Here is a 19,514-nt window from a genome sequence, read left to right as displayed (position 1 = left end):
GCCGGGCCGGCGCATTCTCGGGAGAGCCTCTGACATGACCGGGTCGAAGACCTTCTACCTCACGACTCCGATCTATTACGTGAACGACGTGCCGCACATCGGGCACGCGTACACCACGCTCGCCTGCGACGTGCTGGCCCGCTTCATGCGGCTGGACGGCTATGACGTGAAGTTCCTCACCGGCACCGACGAGCACGGCCAGAAGGTGGAGAAATCCGCCATGAACGCCGGCATCGCGCCGCAGGAGTTCACCGATCGCGTGTCGAAGAATTTCCGCGACCTCGTGTCGCTGATGAACTTCTCCAACGACGACTTCATCCGCACCACCGAGCCGCGGCACATCGCGTCGGTGCAGGAGCTGTGGCGCCGTCTGGAATCGGCCGGCGAGATCTATCTCGGCAGCTACGCCGGCTGGTACTCGGTGCGCGACGAGGCCTTCTACGGCGAGGACGAGCTGACCACGTCGCCGTCGGGCAAGAAGATCGCCCCGACCGGCGCCGAGTGCGAGTGGGTGGAGGAGCCGTCCTATTTCTTCCGCCTGTCGGCTTGGCAGGACCGCCTGCTTGAGTTCTACGAGCAGAACCCGGACTTCATCGCCCCCGCCGGCAAGCGCAACGAGGTCGTCGCCTTCGTCAAGTCGGGGCTGAAGGACCTGTCGGTCAGCCGCACCACCTTCAAATGGGGCATCCCGGTGCCGGGCAACCCCGACCACATCATGTATGTCTGGCTGGACGCCCTGGCCAACTACATCACCGCGGTCGGCTTCCCCGACGAGGGCGGCGAATACGCCAAATACTGGCCGGCCAACCTGCACATGGTCGGCAAGGACATCCTGCGCTTCCACGCGGTCTACTGGCCGGCCTTCCTGATGGCCGCCAAGCTGGCCCCGCCCAAGCGCGTCTTCGCTCATGGCTGGTGGACCATCGAAGGCCAGAAGATGTCGAAGTCGCTGGGCAACGTCATCGCGCCGGAAACGCTGGTCAACACCTACGGCCTGGACCAGACCCGCTATTTCCTGCTGCGCGAGGTGCCCTTCGGCAACGACGGCGACTTCTCCCACAAGCAGATGGTGCAGCGGATCAACGGCAACCTCGCCAACGATTACGGGAACCTCGTGCAGCGCTCCCTGTCGATGATCGGCAAGAACTGCGGGGCCGCCGTGCCGCAGCCGGGCGCCTTCACCGAGGCCGACAACGCCCTGCTCGGCGCCGCCCGCAACCTGCTGCCGCTCGTCCGGGCGGAGATCCAGGCGCAGGCCTTCCACAAGGCGCTGGACGCCATCTGGGCGGTGATCGGCGACGGCAACCGCTATGTCGACGAGCAGGCGCCCTGGGCGCTGAAGAAGACCGATCCGGCGCGCATGGCCACCGTGCTGTATGTGCTGGCCGAGACCATCCGCCATCTCGCCATCCTGACCCAGCCGATCATGCCGGAAGCCTCGGCGAAGATCCTGGACCAGCTGGCGCAGGGGCCGGAGGCCCGCGGCTTCGACCGGCTGGGGGCGGACGGGGCGCTGGTCCCCGGCACGCCGCTGCCGACGCCGCAGGGCGTGTTCCCGCGCTACGTGGACGAAGCGAAGAGCTGACGAACGATGCTGGTCGATAGCCACTGCCATCTCGACTTTCCCGATTTCGCCGAGGAGCTGGACGCGGTCGTCGACCGCGCCCGGCAGGCGGGGGTGGGGCGGATGGTGACCATCTGCACCTACCTGTCGCGCTTCGACCGCATCCTGGCGGTCGCCGAGCGCTATGACGATGTCCTATGCTCGCTCGGTGTGCATCCGCATCAGGCGGCGGAGGAGATCGCCGGGGTGACCGTCGAGCGCCTCGTCGAACTGTCGAAGCATCCGAAGGTGATCGGGCTGGGCGAGACCGGGCTCGACTACTTCTACGACAAGAGCCCGCGGGACGTTCAGCAGGAGTGCTTCCGCCGGCACATCCGGGCCAGCCTGGACACCGGCCTCCCGCTGATCGTGCACACCCGCGACGCCGACGACGACACCATGCGGATCGTCCGCGAGGAGGCCGCCGGCCAGCCGGTCAACGGCCTGCTGCACTGCTTCAGCTCCGGTCGGCAACTCGCTGAAGAGGCTTTGGATTTCGGCTTTTACATTTCCCTGTCAGGGATCGTCACCTTCAAGAAGTCGGAAGACCTCCGCGCCATCGTGAAGGACGTTCCTCTCGACCGGATTCTGGTGGAGACGGACGCGCCCTATCTGGCGCCGGTGCCGTTCCGCGGCAAGCGCAACGAGCCGGCCTACGTCGCCCACACCGCGGCCTGCGTCGCCGAGGTCAAGGGCGTGGACGCGGTGGAGATGGCCCGGATCTCCACCGAGAACTTCTTCCGCCTGTTCCCCCGCGCCGGGACGCCCCGACAGGCGGCCGCATGACCGGCCAGCGGGTCACGGTCCTCGGCTGCGGCGGATCGCGGGGCGTCCCCGTGATCGGCCTCGGCTGGGGCTCCTGTGACCCGTCGAACCCCAGAAACCATCGGCTGCGCCCGTCCATCCTGGTGGAATGGGAGCAGGAGAGGGACGGGCAGGGCGGTGACGTCAGCGTCCTGGTCGACACCTCGCCGGACCTTCGCCAGCAGCTTCTCAACGCCGATGTGCGACGGCTCGACGCCGTGCTGTGGACGCACCAGCACGCCGACCATTCCCATGGAATCGACGAACTCAGGGAACTGTGCCGCGCCATGCACGCTCCCATCGACGCCTTTGGCAGCGCCGATGACTTGGCTGGACTGGAACGGCGTTTCGGCTATTGCTTCGAGCCTCTGCGCCCCGGCGATCCCTTTTACCGCCCGGTGTTGACGCCTCGTGTCGTGGAAGGCCCGTTTGAGGTGCGCGGTCACCGGATCCTGCCCTTCGAGCAAGATCACGGCTACTTGAAGACCCTCGGCTATCGCTTTGATAACTTTGCCTATTCAACCGATGTTGTGAGATTGGATGAAGACGCCTTCGCGGCGTTGGAGGGCGTCGAGGTGTGGGTGGTCGATTGCGCCCGGATCGAGCCGCCGCACCCGGTCCATGCCCATCTCGCCCTGACGCTGGAATGGATCGCGCGGGTGCGTCCCAAGCGGGCCTACCTGACGCACATGGACCAGACCATGGATTACGACACGCTCCGCCGGTTGCTTCCCGCCGGTGTCGAGCCCGCCTATGACGGGCTCGTCATCGAGCTTTGAGGTCCATTCGGTGACGGGATGGGGCAGGGCGACGGTCAGTCATCCGGCATGATGAGGCCCAGCCGCCCGGCGATGAATCGGTCCGCGGCGGCCTTGGCCGCCTGATCGGCCGTTTGTGGATTCAGCTTGAACTTTTCCCTGTAAAGCTTTGCTGTTGCAGTGATCGCAGCGGGCAGGGCGTGCAGGGCCGCGCTATAGTCCTTTTCCGGCCAAATCTCGAAGTCGTCCCAGGACCGAAAGGCGGTCACGGCCTTTCCGCGCTGTTCGGCCATCTTCCTGGCCTCGGCCGACATCGGCGCTTCCAGAAGCGTGCTGGGCACCAGAGACGCCTGAAGGTCGTCGACCTCGAACTGGCGCTCATAGCCGTGACGGATGCTGCCACGCTCCACCAGGGCCGGTTCGATGGCCGGGTCGATATGGGCGGAGACAGCCTTCCATTCCGGCAGATCGAACACCGACGACGGCGGAGCGCACAGGCCGGGTGTCTCGTCGCGCGCGTTGCCCCAGAAGGCACCGAAGGCCTCGAAGGCCGGTTGCCCATGCTTGGTGAACAGGAAGCAGGGCGCGTCCATTTCCGTGGTCGACAGGACGTGGCGCAGGAACAGCAATGCCGTGCCCAGCGGCGCGCTCGGGACGTCGCCGAGATTCGCCATCTCTTCAAAGAGGTAAGGGTCTTTCGGGAGATCCTGCTTCAGGATTTCATCGACAAGGCGGCGCACCGTGGCGTCCTTGTCGGGCACGGGCACCGCGCCGCTTTGATAAAGATAGACCAGCCATGCCTTGGCCGGCGCACCGCTGTAGCGTTGAAGCGCGGCCGCGGCGGCCTTGGCGTCCTTCGGGATGCCCGCGACAATCGTGGCCAGCGTCTTCTGGCCCGCCGAATTCCGGGTGGCGAGGTCGGCGGCGCGCGTCTCGTACAAGGCGCGGCAGGCCGGGATGGCGGACGTGTCGGCGCAGCGGCCGTCACGCTCCGCCAGAAACGCCTTCTGCGCACGCTCGATGGCATCCCGGCCTTCGGCCGGCGTGTTTCCCAGGGTATCGCGCAGGAGCGTCGCCATATCCTCGGCGGCGACCTTCAGATCGGCGCTGGCGCAAATGGTGCGCTCGGCTCGACCGGACGGCTTGGCGCAATCGGGTGGCGTCTGGGCTGCGGCGGCAACGGGGATCAGGCAGAGCGACAGCATAGGGCCGAAAAGCCACGAGGAACGAGGCATAAGGCGCAGCCTTCATCGACGGGGATGGAACGGGGAGCGGGCACGGAAACGAGGCGAGACGATAGTGCATCGACCGGAACGCCGGAAGGGACGGATTGGTGCCCTGCTCTCTTCCTCCCGATCTTATTTTCCATAATACAGATTATATGATCGACCTTGGGCTGGGCGGCAGGGACCCTCTGCCCTTGGCGATGCCCGGATGGCGCGCTACATAAACCGCAGTTTATACCCAACGGTCAGGTTCCGGTGAACGACGCCTCCGCGCCGACCTTTGCGCCGACGACATGGCGGCATCGATTCGCCGCGACGGTGCTCGCCGCCATCGGGATCGCCGCGATCGCCGTGTGGCCGGTCCATGCCACCACCGCCTCCGATGTGGCCAAGTCCGACGCTCCGGCGGACGGCGAAACCGCACCGGCGGCGGCGCTCCCCACACCGGTCGAGCCGCCGAGTCCCGCCGTTCCCGACCTGTCGGCGCTGCGGACCGCCTTGGCGGAATTCCAGTGCGCCGAACTGGAGGTCGCCGTCGGCAAGGACCAGAGGGTTGCGATTTCCGGCCTGACCGCCGGCGACACCGACCCGGACAGCCTCGCCCTGCTCGCCCAGGATTACGTCACTGGCCAGCGGGCCGCCGTGGAGATCGAGCGGGCATCCCCTGCCCTGTGCGAACCCCTGACCCTGATCGGCGCGCTGCGGACCAGCAACGCCGGCTTGGCGGCGCCCGTGTCGATCCGCCTTGAGGGTGGAGCCGGCACGGTGTTCAACGGCGGCCAGGATTTGGTGTTCGACGTGGCCGCGCCCGACTTTCCGGCGCATTTGCAGGTGGATTACTTCACCGCCGACGGCGATGTCATTCATTTGTTGCCCAACCCGCTGGAAGTCAGTGGGCGGGTGGACGCCGGCTCGGTCCGCCGTCTGGGGGAGCGCGGCGCCGGTGGGCGATTCTGGAGCATCGGGCCGCCCTACGGTCACGAGTTGATCGTCGTGATCGCCAGCCCCACGCCGCTGTTTGCGGCGCCGCGGCCCGAAGCCGAACCGGCCTCGTCCTATCTCCCGGCCTTGAAGCAGGCCTTGGACGCCGCCCCGCCGGCCACCGTGGCCACCGCGCGTTTCCTGAAGACCAGAGCGCCCTGAGATTCGGTCAGGCCGGAACAAGGACGAAGCGGGCGAGGATAAGGGTGATGTTGTCCGGCCCGCCCGCACCGTTGGCGAGGTCGATCAGACGGGCGCAGGCGTCCTCGGCGATGGGAGGCGGCTGCTGGGTGAGGAACCGCTGGATCAAGCCCTCCGGCACGATGCCGGTCAGGCCGTCAGAGCACAGTAGGTAGAGGTCGTCGGGCTGCAGATCATGGATGGCGATGTCGGGCTCGACCTGCTCCCCGGTGCCCAGGGCGCGGACGATGATGTTGCGTTGAGGAGCCTGCCCGCGCCGGCCGTTGTCGAGCCAGAGCTGATAGAGACTGTGATCGCGCGTCAGCGGACGAAGTGCGCCGTCGCGCAGACGGTAGAGCCGGCTGTCTCCGGCATGGAAGACGACGATGCGGCCGGTTCCCGGCACCCGCCAGAGCCCCACCAGCGTGGTGCCCATGCCGCGCCCTTCGGCGAAGCCGCGCTGGCGGTTCAGGGCGTTGATGCGGCGGTTGGCGGCCACCACCGCGGAGCGGACCGTCATTGCGGCTTCGGCCGCCGCCCGGTTCTCCTCCGCCGGGGATGGCGCCCGATCGCCGTCGGCGTGGCCGCCGCTGGCAGCCCCATCGGCATCATCCCGGGACGCGATGACCGCCGCCACCACCTCCACCGCGGTGCGGCTGGCAATGTCGCCGCCGGCATGCCCCCCCATGCCATCGCAGATCACCGCCAAGCCGCGGGCCGTGTCGAGGTGGAAGAAATCCTCGTTGCGCGAGCGGACACGGCCGACATCCGTTTGTCCGGAGGCGATCATCTCGATCAGGGCGGAGTGCATCACGCGAACGGCTCCAGCGCGTTACAGCCGAACCAGATTCCTGGAAACAGCCTTCGGCAACGCGAAAAACCGCCTCGGCTTTGCATACGATAATGGCGGAGAGCGTGAGAATTGAACAGCGGGAAAGGACGCGCGAAAACGCCTCAGACGCTGACGTCGAGGAGCGTGCCGCGATGCTTGCCACCGTAGCCGGTGCCGTTCGTCCGCGCCTGGACAGCCGCCGTCTGCGGGTCGATGGCCTGCCCCGACTGGGTCGCGTTGCGCGTATCCCGCGTCTGGTCCAATTTGCCGACCGCCTGGGTCGCCTGGACCGTCTGGGTCCGAACGGTTGGCGTGGTCTGCTGCGCCGCCTGCACCGCCGGAGACATGGCCATCTGCATCGCCGGTGTGATCGGCGCCTGCGGCTTTGCCATCGGGGGCATATTGAGCGGGTTTACCTGCATGACAAAAAGATGAGCCCGAACCTTAGCCGATTCAAGGTCCGAATCGACGCAGTTCCTGACTCAAAGGCGAAGACCGCCCCGATCTTCGCCTCTTCGCGATCAGAAGAAAGGGCTGCGTCAGACCGTCGGCTGCTGCTGGGTGATGCAGTGGATGCCGCCGCCGCCGCGCACGATGTCCAACGCCGGAACCTGCACGACCTCGCGGTCCGGGAAGGCCCGGCGGACGATGCGGAAGGCCTCGTCGTCCGCCGGGTCCTCAAAGGCCGGCATGACGATTCCGCCGTTGGCGATGTAGAGATTCGTATAGGACAGGGTCAGCCGCACACCGTTCTCGTCCCGCCGCGCCGGCTGGCGGACCGGGATGACCTCCAGTTCTCGCCCCTGGGCGTCGCGGGCGCGCTTCAGACGGTCGAGGTTGTCCTGGAACGCTTTGAAATTGGCGTCGCCGGGATCGTCGGTGGTGATCGCCATGACGACGCCGGGCTTCACGAACAGGGCGATCTCGTCGATGTGGCCGTCCGTCTCATCGTCCTGGTAGCCCTCGCCCAGCCAGATTACCGTGGAGATGCCGAGATGCTCCTTGAGAAGCTCCTCGATCTCCGCCTTGCCGAGATTCGGGTTGCGGTTGGGGTTCAGCAGGCACTGTTCCGTCGTCAGCAGCGTCCCCTCCCCGTCCACATGGAACGAGCCACCTTCCATGACGAGAGGGGCTTCGAAGCGGCGCAGGCCGAGATGCTCCAGCATCAGACGGCCGACCTGCTGATCCTTGGCGCTGTCCGGATAGTTGCCGCCCCAGGCGTTGAAGCGCCAATGGACGCCGGCCAACTGCCCTTTCCCATCGGTGACGAAGCTGGGTCCGGTGTCGCGAATCCACGAATCGCTGATCGGCAGAGGCAGGATCTCAACCCCCGGCCCGCAGGCCAGGGAAGCGTCGGCAACGTCGGCGGGATCGCAGACCATGGTCACCGGTTCGAACCGGCTGATGGCGCGGGCGACGTCGGTGTAGGCGGCGGCGGCGGCGTCGAAAGCCCCCTCGGGCCACGTCTCGGGCCGGCACGGCCACGCCATCCAGCAGCGGGTGTGCCGTTCCCATTCGCCCGGCATGGTGAAGCCTTCCGCCGCCGGTGTCGTCATCTTTGAATCTCCTGCCAAATCCCTGAATGGCCCGGCTCTTGTGCGTGGCCGGAGCGGGTCGTCACGGCGTCACCGGCGACCCACGGTCACCCTAACCACGGAGCGGAGGATTTGGCAACGGCCACCAAGGAGGCCTCTGGAATGCCCGGAAGGGCAGCGCGCTCGACCGCTCAGCGGCGGGAGGGCGGACGGTCCGAATAACGGCGCTTGGGCGCCGAAAAAGGCATCGAAAAACCAAGACGAAGCATCGGGAACCATAAGAGCGCGCGCACGATACGACCTCATTCGCTGTTGCAGATGCCAATACACTAGCAAATGCAACGGCAAACGGCCACCCCGCCGTCTGCGGCCTAACGGCATAGCCCCTATGAGACGGTGCTTTGGGGTAAAAGGGGGCTCTTCAGCCCCCCTGCACCGCCATCTGCTCGTCCCGCTTCCGCTGACGCTCCTGCCGCGCCATCACGAGGCTGGCGATGAAGATGCCGGTGGCGACCACCATCATCATCAGCGTCGCCAAGGCGTTGATCTGCGGGCTGATGCCGAACTTCACGCTGGAGAAGATGACCATCGGCAGCGTGGTGGAGCCCGGCCCCGACACGAAGCTGGCGACCACCACGTCGTCGAGCGACAGGGTGAAGGCGAGCAGCCAGCCCGACACGATGGCCGGCGCGATGATCGGCAGCGTGATGACGAAGAAGACCTTGGCCGGGCGGGCGCCCAGGTCCATTGCCGCCTCCTCCAGGCTCTCGTCCAGACTGACGAGGCGCGACTGGATGATCACCGCCACATAGGCCATGGTGAAGGTGGTGTGGGCGATGGTGATCGTCGTCATGCCCCGCCCGTCCGGCCAACCGATGGCCTGCTCCAGCGCCACGAACAGCAGCAGCAGCGACAGACCGGTGATGACCTCCGGCATGACCAGCGGCGCGGTGATCATGCCGCCGAACAGCGTCCGCCCGCGGAACCGCCCGAAACGGGCCAGCGCCAGACCGGCGACCGTGCCGAGCACCACGGACGCGGTGGCCGACATCGCCGCCACCTTGAGCGACAGCCAGGCCGCCCCGAGAAGCTGGTCGTTCTGCAGCAGCTCCGCGTACCATTTGGTGGAGAAGCCGCCCCACACCGTGACCAGTCGCGACTCGTTGAAGGAATAGAAGATCAGCAGCGCGATCGGCACGTAGAGGAAGGCATAGCCGAACCACAGCGCCCAGGCCAGTTTTCCCATCTGCTTCATCGCCCGGCCTCCGTCTGGCGCCCCTGGACATGCTGGAAGACCATGATCGGCACCACCAGGAACAGCAGGAGCGCGATGGCCACCGCCGAGGCGACCGGCCAGTCGCGGTTGGCGAAAAACTCGTTCCACAGCACGCGACCGATCATCAGCGTGTCGGGACCGCCCAGCAGCTCCGGTGTCACGAACTCGCCGACCGAGGGGATGAAGACCAGCAGCGACCCGGCGATGATGCCCGGCAGCGACAGCGGCAGCGTCACCGTCAGGAACGCTTTCCAGGGCCGGCAGCCAAGGTCGGCCGCCGCCTCCAGCAGCGTCGGGTCCAGCTTCTCCAGCGTCGCGTAGAGCGGCAGCACCATGAAGGGCAGGTAGCAATAGGTCATGCCGATGTAGACGGCCCAATCCGAGTAGAGCAGCTCGAACGGCTCCGTCGTCAGGCCGGTCCATTGCAGCAGGTTGTCCACCACCCCGTTGGCCTTCAGGATGCCGATCCAGGCGTAGATGCGGATCAGGAAGCTGGTCCAGAAGGGCAGGATGACCAGCATCATCAGCGGCCCGCGCTTGGACGGCTCCGCCCGGGCGATGGCGTAGGCCATGGGGTAGCCCAGCAGCAGGCAGCAGACGGTGGTGACCAGCGCGATCTTCACCGAGTTCAGATAGGCCAGGATGTAGAGGTCGTCCCCGCCCAGCCGCAGATAATTGGACAGATTCAGCAGGATCTGGAGCTTGGTCGTGCCCGCGTCCTCGTCCACCAGCCAGTCGATCAGCGGCGCGTAGGGCGGCTGCGCCAGCATCGCCTCCGACAGGCTGATGCCGAACACGATCAGGAAGGGCACCAGGAAGAACAGAAGAAGCCACAGGTAGGGAATGGCGACCACCACCCCCCGCCCCCACAGGCCGATCCGGCGCAGAAGGTCGATCATTGCGTCAGCACCACCCCGGCGAAGGGACGCCAGCTTAGATACACCTCGTCGTCCCAGGTGATGGGCATCTCGGTGCGCCGCACCACGTTGGGCGCCGTCACGCGCACCGTCTTGCCCGTCTTCAGCTCGACCAGATAGATCGACACGTCGCCGAGATAGGCGATCTCGCGAACGATCCCGCTGGTGACGTTGCGCCCATCGGCGTTGGTCGCGGCGCTGGCCGGCGGCTCCTTGCTCAGCGCGATCTTCTCCGGACGGACGGCCACGCCCACCGTGGCGCCGGCGGGGACCGCCACCGCGTGGTTGATGTACAGATCGCAACCGGCGTCCTCGGAGCGGATCAGAACATGGTCGGCCTGATCCTCCACCACCCTGCCCTCGAACATGTTCACCGAGCCGATGAACTCGGCGACGAAACGGGACTGCGGGTATTCGTAGATCTCGGTCGGCGTGCCGGTCTGGGCGATGACGCCGTGGTTCATCACGGCGATCCGCGAGGACATGGTCATCGCCTCCTCCTGGTCGTGGGTGACCACGATGAAGGTGACGCCCAGCTTCTCCTGGATGTTGACCAGCTCGAACTGCGTCTGCTCGCGCAGCCGCTTGTCGAGCGCGCCCAGCGGCTCGTCGAGCAGCAGCAGCTTGGGCCGCTTGACCAGCGAGCGGGCCAGCGCCACGCGCTGCCGCTGGCCGCCGGAGAGCTGGTGCGGCTTGCGCTTGGCGAAGCGGCCGAGCTGGACGAGGTCGAGCATCGCCCCCACCCGCTCCTTGATCTCCGCCTTGGCGACGCCGTCCTGCTTCAGGCCGAAGGCGACGTTCTGCTCCACCGACATGTGCGGGAACAGGGCGTAGGACTGGAACATCATGTTGACCGGCCGCTCATAGGGCGGGATGCCGGCCATGTCGACGCCGTCGATGAAGATCTTGCCCTCGGTCGGCGTCTCGAACCCGGCCAGCATGCGGAGCAGGGTCGTCTTCCCCGACCCGGAGCCGCCCAGCAGGGCGAAGAACTCGCCCCGGTAGATCGACAGGCTGACCTCGTCCACAGCGACGAAATCGCCGAAGGTCTTGGTCACCTTCTCGATTCGCACATAGGGCTTCTGTCCCGGGTCCTGCCAGGGTTCCAGGCGCGTGGGCTTGCGGATCGGCTGGACGGCCATGCGGCTCCTCTCGGCGTCCTTTTCTCATACGGCCGACGCATGATCGCCGGCCGTATCATGGGAACGCCCCGGCCGCTCCCGACATGGGAAGCGACCAGGGCGCGTGTCGTTGCAGGCCTGTGCGCGGCGCGCTTACTTGCCGGTCTTGACCTTGGTCCAGACGCGGGTACGGGCGCGGTCGGTGGTCTGCTTGATCGACTTCAGGGCGAACAGCTTGACGTTGCTGTTCTCCGGCAGGAAGACGGCGGGGTTGGACTTCACGCCCTCGTCAACCGAGGCCAGCGAGGCCGGAACGGCGTTGGCGTAGCTGACCGTGTTGGACACCGCGGCGATGTTCGCCGGGTCCAGGATGAAGTTGATGTAGGCGTGCGCGCCCTCCTTGTTCGGCGCGTCCGCCGGGATGGCCAGCGTGTCCCACCACACCTGCACGCCTTCCTTCGGCGTGATGTACTCGACCTTCACGCCGTTCTTGGCCTCCTCGGCGCGGGCGGCACCCTGGATGGCGTCGCCGTTGTAGGCCATGACGACGCAGGCGTCGCCGCCCGCCAGGATGTTGATGTTCTGGCCGGTGACGAACTGCTTGATGTAGGGGCGGACCGCCAGCAGCGTCTTCTCGACCTTGTCCAGATCCTCCTTCTTCTCGGAGTTCGGATCGAGGCCGAGGTAGTTCAGCACCGACGGGATCACGTCGATGGCCGAATCCATCACGGTGATGCCGCAGGCCGCGACCTTCTTCGCCACCTCCGGCTTGAAGATCAGGTCCCAGCTGTCGAGCGGGACGTCGGGGGCGACGGCCTTGATCTTCTCCGGGATGATGGCGATGCCGACCGTGCCGCCCAGATAGGGCACGGAGAACTTGTTGCCGGGGTCGGAATTCTCGAGGAGCTTGAGGACCTTCGGATCGACGTTCTTCAGGTTCGGGATCTTCGCCTTGTCGAGCGGCGCCACGACCTTCGCCTGGATCATGCGCGACAGGGTCGGCTCGGCGGTGGGGACGATCACGTCGTAGCCCGACTTGCCGACCAGAACCTTCTGCTCCAGCAGCTCAAGGCTGTCGTAGAGGTCCACCTTGGTGTCGTAGCCGGTGGCCTTGGTGAAGTCCGCCAGCGTCGATTCGCCCAGATAGTCGTTCCAGATGTAGATGTTGACCGGCTTCTTGGCCTGGGCCAGCGCCGGGCCGGCGATGGCGATCGCCGCGACGGCGCCGATGACGCTGAGAGCGAAACGTTTCATGCAGAAAGCCCCCGAATTCTGGATCGTTCGTCAGTTCGTGACGGGTCGACTTTTTTCCATTCGACGTGAGGGGCGGCGTGCGTCGCACGGCGTCCCCGGCGCGAGCGCTATTGCACCCACGGGGGGGTTGGTTGTCAACGGTTTGCGGGGGGTTTTCCGGGCTTTTGCGGAACGCAAACGCCCCCTTCCGCGGCAGCGGCGGAAGGGGGCGGAAAAAATGCTCAAACGTTCAGCAGGAGATTCTCGCGCTCCCAGGAGCTGATCACGCGGTGGTAGGCCTCGTACTCCGCCTCCTTCACGCAGGTGACCGCGTCGAAGAACTTCTCGCCCAGCACCTCCTTCAGCGGCTTGCAGGCGTTGAACTTCTGGAGCGCGTCGCCCTGGTGGCGCGGCAGGGTGAAGGCGAGCCGGTAGGCGGAGCCCTTCACCGGGTCGGTCGGCTCCAGCCCCTGGGCCATGCCCAGATAGCCGCAGGCCAGCGACGCGGCGATGGCGAGGTACGGATTCGCGTCGGCGCCGGCCACGCGGTTCTCCACCCGGCGCGAATCGGCGGGCGAGACGGGAACGCGCAGGCCGGTGGTGCGGTTGTCGCGGCCCCAATGCACGTTGATCGGCGCGTCGGAGTTCGGCACCAGCCGCCGGTAGGAGTTCACGTTCGGCGCCAGCAGCGGCATCGCGTAGGGCAGATACTTCTGGAGCCCGGCGATGTGGGACATGAACAGCGGGGTGTCCGCCCCGTTGGCGTCGGAGAACAGGTTGCGCCCGGAATCCGCATCGACCACCGACTGGTGGATGTGCATGGCGCTGCCCGGCTCGTTCTGCATCGGCTTGGCCATGAAGGTCGCGTAGACCTGATGGCGCAGCGCCGCCTCGCGGGCCGTGCGCTTGAACAGGAAGGCCTGGTCGGCCAGCTCCAGAGCGTCGCCGTGGTTGAAGTTGATCTCGATCTGCGCCGCCCCGGCCTCGTGGGTCAGGGTGTCGATGTCGATGTCCTGCGCCTCGCAGAAGTCGTAGACCATCTCGAAGATCGGATCGAACTCGTTCACCGCGTCGATGCCGAAGGCCTGCCGTCCGCTCTCCACGCGCCCGTTGCGGCCGATCGGCGGCACCAGCGGGTAGTCGGGGTCCTTGTTGACCTGGACGAGGAAGAACTCCAGCTCCGGCGCCACCATCGGCTTCCAGCCGCGCTCCTCGTAGAGCGACAGCACGCGCTTCAGCACATGGCGGGGCGAGAAGTTCACCGGGCTGCCGTCGGCGTAGACGCAGTCGGTGATGACCTGGGCGGTCGGCTCCTCGTACCAGGGGACGAAGCGGATCGTCCGCTCGTCGGGAATCATGTAGATGTCGGAATTCTCATCCGAGGTGACCGAATCGTCCTCCGGATACTCTCCGGTCACGGTCTGGACGAAGATCGCCTCGGGCAGCCGCAGACCGCGGTCGCGCAGGATGCGCAGGAACTTCTCGGCGGGCACGATCTTGCCGCGCGCGATGCCCGACATGTCGGGCACGAGGCATTCCACTTCGGTGATGCGGTTCTTCTTGATGAAGTCTTCCATGAAACCCATGAACGTATGGACCGCACCGGACGGTGGGCAGCCCCTCCCTTCTGTGAACGACCGCCATACTATGATCCCGCACCCCCTCCCCGCGCCAGAGGGGAACAAAGATCCTGCCCATTTGACCGCTGGAATCATTGACGGGGCGGGGGTCCCTCCCCTAACTCGGCGGTCATGCCGACATCATCCCACATCCGCTCGTGGTACGCCGACACCGCGACTCCGCACCCCCAGCACCCGGCGCTGGAGGACTCGCTGTCCTGCGACGTCTGCGTGGTCGGCGGCGGCTACACCGGGCTGATGACCGCCCTGGAGCTGGCCGAGCGTGGCTACGATGTGGTTCTGCTGGAGGCCCACCGCGTCGGCTGGGGGGCGTCGGGCCGCAACGGCGGGCAGATCATCACCGGCTACAACAAGTCGATGAGCACCATCGAGCGCTGGGTCGGGGCGGAGGACGCCCGGCGGCTGTGGGACCTCGGCGAAGACTCGAAGACGCTTCTGGCGGAGCGGGTGGCGAAGCACGCCATTCCCTGCGACCTCACCTGGGGCTTCGCCCACGCGGCGGTGAAACCGCGCCACATGGACGACGTGGCGGCGATGGAGCGCGAAATGCGCGACCGCTACGGCTACGGCAAGGTCCGCGCGCTCGACCGCGAGGCCATGCGGGCGGTGGTGGGCAGCGACGCCTATGTCGGCGGTCTGGCCGACGACGGGAGCGGCCATCTGCACCCGCTGAACTACGCGCTGGGCCTCGCCGCCGCCGCCGCGGAGGCCGACGTGCGAATCTTCGAGGACAGCCGCGTCACCGCCATCGACACCGGGGACCGCCCGGTCGCCACCACCGCGAAGGGCCGGGTGACGGCGCGCTTCCTCGTGCTGGCCGGGAACGCCTATCTGGGGGCGCTGGCGCCGCGCCTGTCGGCCGTGGTGATGCCCGTCGCCACCTACATGATCGCCACCGAGCCGCTTGGCGAGGCCACCGCGGCGTCCCTGCTGCCGACCAATGCGGCGGTCAGCGACATGAACTTCGTCCTGAACTATTTCCGCCGCTCCGCCGACCACCGTCTCCTGTTCGGCGGCGGCGTCAGCTACTCCGGACTGGACGCGCCGGGTCTGAGGATCGCCATGCGGTCCAAGATGCTGGCGGTCTTCCCGCAGCTCCGCGGAGTCGCGGTCGACCATTTCTGGGGCGGCCACGTCGCCATCACCATGAACCGCATGCCGCAGGTCGGACGGCTGACGCCGACCGTCTGTTTCGCCCACGGCTATTCCGGCCACGGGGTGGCGCTGGCCGGGATGGCCGGACGGGTGATGGCCGAGGCGATCCGTGGCACGGCGGAGCGGTTCGACGTGTTCGCCCGCGTGCCCCACCTGCCCTTCCCCGGCGGGCGGCGGTTCCGCACTCCGGCGCTTGTTCTCGCGATGCTCTGGTTCCGGCTGCGCGATCTGCTGTAACCTGCCCGTCCCAATCGCCGCTTCCGGTCCCCGCCCATGTCCGACGTCCCCGATCCCGAAACCGGAAGCACGGAAGCCGATGCCGAGGCGGTGCCCGCCGCGGCGACGCCGCCCGATGCCGCGCCGCCCGATTCCTCTCCGGCCGCGCCGATGCGGGACACGCATTTCGATTTCGAGCACAAGGTCTTCAGCCTGTCCGGGGCCTTCTTCTGCATCGACCCCTCCTCCAAGCAGCCGGTGCTGCACATCCTGCTGGGCGATCTGAAGGCCGCCCTGCCCTTCAACACGCTGATGGAATCCTTCGACATCAAGGAGGAGAGCCGCGACGCCAAGCTGCTGGACACCGTCGCCAAGGGCCTCGCCTTCGTGAAGCAGATCCGTCCCGGCGAGCAGATTCCGGGTGAGCTGCTGGACGGCCGGGCTTCCTGGTCGGTGGAGGAGAAGCACCGGACCATCGCGCGCGGACGCCTGACCGTCCAGCTCGTCTCCTCCATCTCCGGGACCGAGATGATCGTGGTGAAGGCCGACGAGCTGGAACAGATCGTCGAGGACCCGCAGACCAAGCAGCGCGTCAAGGCCGCCTTCAAGGACATCGCGGCGAAGCTCGGCCTGAAGGACAATTACGAGCAGTATCTGACCGACCGCATCGAGGACCTGACCCAGGAGCTGTCCTACATCGAGGCGCTGCGCGACCGCTTCAACGCCATCCGCGCCATCAGCGGCAAGCTGACCCGGCTGACCCAGATCTACCGGACCGACCGGACCCTGTGCAACGAGGTCGCGCGCATGCAGGGCCTGCTGAACAAGCCGCTGAAGGACTACGACGCCATCTTCGAGCAGGCGGACGCCCAGACCGGCGAGATCTTCGGCGCGCTGAAGTCCTTCGACACCACCGTCACCTTCATCCGCAAAATCCGCGACGACCTGCGCGCCCGGCTGCTGGAGTGGGAGGACATCCTCCAGTCCTGGGACACCACCCCGGTGGAGAAGTCGACCGCCATCGAACAGCTGCAGAAGCAGACCTACCGCTTCCTCGCCAACCGCTTCATGGAAACCAAGGTCTGGATTCGCAAGTAGCCGAATTTCCCGTCTACCCCCGTCGTTGCCGTGGCCGAGGATTCGAATGGCTGCGATGATCGGAATCGGCTTGTCACCGGAAGGGCGATCGCAAAACATCCCTCCATCCACACCTTGACGGTGGCCGACACGGAGGATGTCGCCATGAAAACAATCAAACTGTCTTTATGGTGGATTTTAGCCCTTCTCACGATTTTATGGATTGCCGCCGAGCCCGGCGTGTTTTTGGCGGACAGCTTTTTCGGTCTTCGCGCCCAATTGGTTCAATACAGCGGAATCATTGCCATGGGCTGCATGGCCGTGGCGATGATCCTGGCGCTGCGGCCGCGCTGGCCGGAGGCATGGTTCGGCGGCCTCGACAAGATGTACCGCCTGCACAAATGGCTCGGCATCGCCGGCCTCGTCGCGGCCGTCGTCCATTGGTTGTGGGCCCAGGGACCGAAATGGGCGGCGGGCTGGGGGTGGCTGGCCCGACCGCAGCGGGGACCGCGGGCGATTCCCGACAGTTCGCTCGAACAGGCGCTCCGCAGCCTGCGCGGCACCGCCGAATGGCTCGGCGAATGGGCCTTCTACGCGGCGGTCCTGCTGATCGCGCTGGCCCTGTTCAAGCGCCTTCCCTACCGGCTGTTCTTCAAGACGCACCGCCTGCTGGCGATGACGTACCTCGTGCTGGTCTTTCACGCCGTCGTGCTGACCGACTTCGCCTACTGGAGCGCGCCCATCGGCTGGGTGATGGCCCTGCTGCTCGCCGCCAGCGCCTGGGCCGCCGTCGTCGTGCTGCTCGGCCGGGTCGCCGCCGACCGGCGGGTTCCCGGTACGATCGATGCGCTTCACTACTTTCCGGGCGTGCGCACTCTGGAGATCGCCATCGACGTTCCGCAAGGCTGGCCGGGCCACAAGGCGGGCCAGTTCGCCTTCGCCACCTCGGACAGGGCGGAGGGCGCCCACCCCTACACCATCGCCTCGGCCTGGAACGACGCCGAGCGCCGGATCACCTTCGTGGTCAAGGAACTGGGCGACCACACACGGCGGCTGCGGGAACGGCTGGCGGTCAGCCAGGCGGTGATGGTGGAGGGACCCTACGGCTGCTTCACCTTCGACGATTCCTGCCCGCATCAGATCTGGGTGGGTGGCGGCATCGGCGTCACGCCCTTCATCGCCCGCATGAAGTTCCTGGCGGCCCTTCCGGAACGGCCGCGGCAAACCATCGATTTCTTCCACACCACCGGCGAGTATGACGAGGAGGCGATCGCAAAGCTCACCGCCGACGCGGCGGCGGCGGGAGTCCGCCTCCATGTCCTGGTGGACGAGCGCGACGGCCGCCTGAGCGGCGAGCGCATCCGTTCCCTGGTGCCGGGGTGGCGTGACGCCAGCGTCTGGTTCTGCGGCCCGGCGGGCTTCGGGGAGGCGCTGCGGCGGGACTTCGCGAGCCATGGCCTGCCGGTGGAGCAACGCTTCCACCAGGAACTCTTCGCGATGCGCTGACCTCCCGTCGCGGGCCTACGCCTCCGGCTCGCGCAGCAGGGCGCCCTGGCGCAGCAGCTCGCGCTGGATGGCGCCGACCGGGATGTCGCGGGTGCGCTCGCCCCGCCGCGCCGCCATCGAGGCGCAGACCCCGGCGGCCTGCCCCGTCGCCATGCAGGTGGGCGTCACCCGGTAGGAGGAGTGGGCCTCATGGCTGCCGGAGATGCAGCGGCCCGCCACCAGCAGCTTCTCCATCCCCTTGGGCAGCAGGGCGCGCATCGGCACCTCGTACCATTCGCCCGAGGGCACGCGCTTCAGCACCGTGCCGCGGCCGGTCGGGCTGTGGATGTCCACCGGGTAGGTGCCGCGCGCGATGGCGTCCTTGAACTTCGCCGCGCCCAGCACGTCGTCCGCGGTCATGGCGTAATCGCCGACGATGCGCCGCGTCTCGCGGATGCCGATTCCGGTGCCGGTCTGGCAGGTGTAGGCGTCGGCGAAGCCGGGGGCGTATTTGCGCAGGAAGTTGGCGATCTGCGCGGCCTGCCGGTGGCTCTCCCACTCCGCGCGGGTCAGGTCGAAGACGTTGGTGCCCAGCGCGCCGGTGACCCGCGTGCAGTTCAGGGCGATCTCGCCGGGGTGGGTGGTGGCGAAGAACAGGATGTCCTCGCGCGCCAGATCGAGGTCGCCGTTGGCCGTGGCCTTGGAGACAAGGTCCCACAGCCCGTGCACGCCGCGCCATTGCGTCGGATGCTCGCGCACATAGCCGTTGAAGGCGTCGTGGTCGAAACCGACCATGCGGAACATCAGCGTCATGGGCTGGGTCAGCCCGTCCTCCTCCCGCCCGACCTCGTAGTCGCAGCCGGCCAGCGCCGCGATGTCGCCGTCGCCGGTGCAGTCGACGATCACGTCGGCCTCGATGACCACCGGGCCGGACTTCGTCTCGAAAACCACCGCGTCGGGCTTGCCCGGCTCGCCGAGGACGGTGGAGGCGAAGGCGTGCAGCAGCACCTTCACCCCGGCCTCGTCGAGGATCTGCTGCGCGGTGATCTTGAGCACCTCCGGGTCGAAGGGAACGGTGAATCCGGTGTCCGGCGAGGGCGGGATGGCGCCCTGGTTGGTGTAGAGCCGTCCCAGGAAGACGGCCAGGGCCCCGCCCACGACCGGCTCGCCGGGGCCATGGTCCTGCGGCATCAGCCGTGTGTTGTCCACCACGGCCACCGAACCGCGCTGGGTGTAGAAGCTCATCCAGGGCATGACGAGCGCCGCCGTGGCGTTGCCGCCGAGGAAGCCGTAGCGCTCCACCAGGATCGTCTCGGCCCCCGACTGGGCGGCGCCGATGGCCGCCCCCATGCCGGCGGGGCCGCCGCCGACGACGAGGACGTTGCAGCGCGCCACCTTCATGGCGCGGCGCGGCGGCAGCGTGACCGATTCAGGGTTCGGGGGACAGGGCAGAACGGGCAAGACTGGCTCCTTTC

The 19,514-nt window shown here is 67.0% G+C and carries 17 protein-coding genes; 7 read left to right on the top strand and 10 right to left on the bottom strand.

Annotated features, from left to right (window positions below; translation table 11 throughout):
* Positions 1–34: 34 nt before the first annotated feature.
* The 3 genes from metG to ABVN73_RS05770 are packed head-to-tail and all read left to right on the top strand — an operon-like array spanning position 35 to position 3,186.
* Positions 35–1,585 carry a methionine--tRNA ligase gene (gene metG, locus ABVN73_RS05780; RefSeq protein WP_353859315.1) on the top strand — a complete coding sequence of 517 codons (1,551 nt, stop codon included), beginning with the start codon at positions 35–37 and terminating at the stop codon, positions 1,583–1,585.
* 6 nt (positions 1,586–1,591) lie between these two features.
* Positions 1,592–2,389, top strand: a complete 798-nt coding sequence (locus ABVN73_RS05775; protein WP_353859314.1) for a TatD family hydrolase — start codon at positions 1,592–1,594, stop codon at positions 2,387–2,389.
* Positions 2,386–3,186: an MBL fold metallo-hydrolase gene (locus tag ABVN73_RS05770; RefSeq protein ID WP_353859313.1), complete on the top strand. Its 801-nt coding sequence runs from the start codon at positions 2,386–2,388 to the stop codon at positions 3,184–3,186. The genes ABVN73_RS05775 and ABVN73_RS05770 overlap by 4 nt, the downstream gene beginning before the upstream one ends.
* A gap of 35 nt (positions 3,187–3,221) precedes the next feature.
* Here the strand turns inward: ABVN73_RS05770 and ABVN73_RS05765 are convergent, their stop codons facing one another.
* Positions 3,222–4,400: a lysozyme inhibitor LprI family protein gene (locus ABVN73_RS05765; protein ID WP_353859312.1), complete on the bottom strand. Its 1,179-nt coding sequence runs from the start codon at positions 4,398–4,400 to the stop codon at positions 3,222–3,224.
* A gap of 246 nt (positions 4,401–4,646) precedes the next feature.
* Here ABVN73_RS05765 and ABVN73_RS05760 point away from each other — a divergent pair, with 246 nt between their 5' ends.
* Complete coding sequence (locus tag ABVN73_RS05760; RefSeq protein ID WP_353859311.1) at positions 4,647–5,534, top strand: DUF4384 domain-containing protein; 888 nt, start codon at positions 4,647–4,649, stop codon at positions 5,532–5,534.
* 7 nt (positions 5,535–5,541) lie between these two features.
* On the opposite strand, the gene ABVN73_RS05755 is transcribed toward ABVN73_RS05760, so the two are convergent.
* The 8 genes from ABVN73_RS05755 to ABVN73_RS05720 all read right to left on the bottom strand — a co-directional run bounded on the left by ABVN73_RS05755 (position 5,542) and on the right by ABVN73_RS05720 (position 14,052).
* The gene (locus ABVN73_RS05755) at positions 5,542–6,363 is read right to left on the bottom strand and encodes a protein phosphatase 2C domain-containing protein (protein WP_353859466.1); all 822 of its coding nucleotides are present in this window, start codon (positions 6,361–6,363) and stop codon (positions 5,542–5,544) included.
* A gap of 143 nt (positions 6,364–6,506) precedes the next feature.
* Complete coding sequence (locus ABVN73_RS05750; protein WP_353859310.1) at positions 6,507–6,776, bottom strand: hypothetical protein; 270 nt, start codon at positions 6,774–6,776, stop codon at positions 6,507–6,509.
* Positions 6,777–6,923: 147 nt separating this feature from the next.
* Positions 6,924–7,940: an agmatine deiminase family protein gene (locus ABVN73_RS05745; RefSeq protein WP_353859309.1), complete on the bottom strand. Its 1,017-nt coding sequence runs from the start codon at positions 7,938–7,940 to the stop codon at positions 6,924–6,926.
* 400 nt (positions 7,941–8,340) lie between these two features.
* Complete coding sequence (locus tag ABVN73_RS05740) at positions 8,341–9,174, bottom strand: ABC transporter permease subunit (protein ID WP_353859308.1); 834 nt, start codon at positions 9,172–9,174, stop codon at positions 8,341–8,343.
* Positions 9,171–10,094, bottom strand: coding sequence for an ABC transporter permease subunit (locus tag ABVN73_RS05735; RefSeq protein ID WP_035673867.1), 924 nt, complete (start codon positions 10,092–10,094; stop codon positions 9,171–9,173). Before ABVN73_RS05735 ends, ABVN73_RS05740 begins: the two co-directional genes overlap by 4 nt.
* On the bottom strand, positions 10,091–11,254 hold the full coding sequence (gene potA, locus ABVN73_RS05730; RefSeq protein WP_353859307.1) for a polyamine ABC transporter ATP-binding protein: 1,164 nt from the start codon (positions 11,252–11,254) through the stop codon (positions 10,091–10,093). Before potA ends, ABVN73_RS05735 begins: the two co-directional genes overlap by 4 nt.
* 132 nt (positions 11,255–11,386) lie before the next feature.
* A complete protein-coding gene (locus ABVN73_RS05725; RefSeq protein ID WP_353859306.1) occupies positions 11,387–12,487 on the bottom strand; it encodes an extracellular solute-binding protein in 1,101 nt (366 codons plus the stop codon).
* 221 nt (positions 12,488–12,708) lie between these two features.
* Entirely contained in the window at positions 12,709–14,052 is a 1,344-nt protein-coding gene (locus tag ABVN73_RS05720; RefSeq protein ID WP_353859305.1) for a glutamine synthetase family protein, read from the bottom strand.
* Between the two features lie 165 nt (positions 14,053–14,217).
* Between ABVN73_RS05720 and ABVN73_RS05715 the strand changes: the two genes are divergently transcribed.
* The 3 genes from ABVN73_RS05715 to ABVN73_RS05705 all read left to right on the top strand — a co-directional run bounded on the left by ABVN73_RS05715 (position 14,218) and on the right by ABVN73_RS05705 (position 18,060).
* Positions 14,218–15,498, top strand: a complete 1,281-nt coding sequence (locus ABVN73_RS05715) for an FAD-binding oxidoreductase (RefSeq protein WP_353859304.1) — start codon at positions 14,218–14,220, stop codon at positions 15,496–15,498.
* A 36-nt stretch (positions 15,499–15,534) separates the two neighbouring features.
* Positions 15,535–16,575 (top strand): hypothetical protein, encoded by a 1,041-nt coding sequence (locus ABVN73_RS05710; protein ID WP_353859303.1) that lies wholly within the window; start codon positions 15,535–15,537, stop codon positions 16,573–16,575.
* A gap of 144 nt (positions 16,576–16,719) precedes the next feature.
* Positions 16,720–18,060 (top strand): ferric reductase-like transmembrane domain-containing protein, encoded by a 1,341-nt coding sequence (locus ABVN73_RS05705; protein ID WP_353859302.1) that lies wholly within the window; start codon positions 16,720–16,722, stop codon positions 18,058–18,060.
* Positions 18,061–18,075: 15 nt separating this feature from the next.
* Here ABVN73_RS05705 and ABVN73_RS05700 read toward each other — a convergent pair whose 3' ends face one another.
* Positions 18,076–19,500 (bottom strand): FAD-dependent oxidoreductase, encoded by a 1,425-nt coding sequence (locus ABVN73_RS05700; protein WP_353859301.1) that lies wholly within the window; start codon positions 19,498–19,500, stop codon positions 18,076–18,078.
* Between the last annotated feature and the right edge of the window lie 14 nt (positions 19,501–19,514).

The sequence above is a fragment of the Azospirillum formosense genome, from assembly GCF_040500525.1.
Taxonomy (GTDB): domain Bacteria; phylum Pseudomonadota; class Alphaproteobacteria; order Azospirillales; family Azospirillaceae; genus Azospirillum; species Azospirillum formosense_A.
Note: the sequence above shows the minus strand (reverse complement) of the source record. Positions and strands in the feature narration are given on the sequence as shown.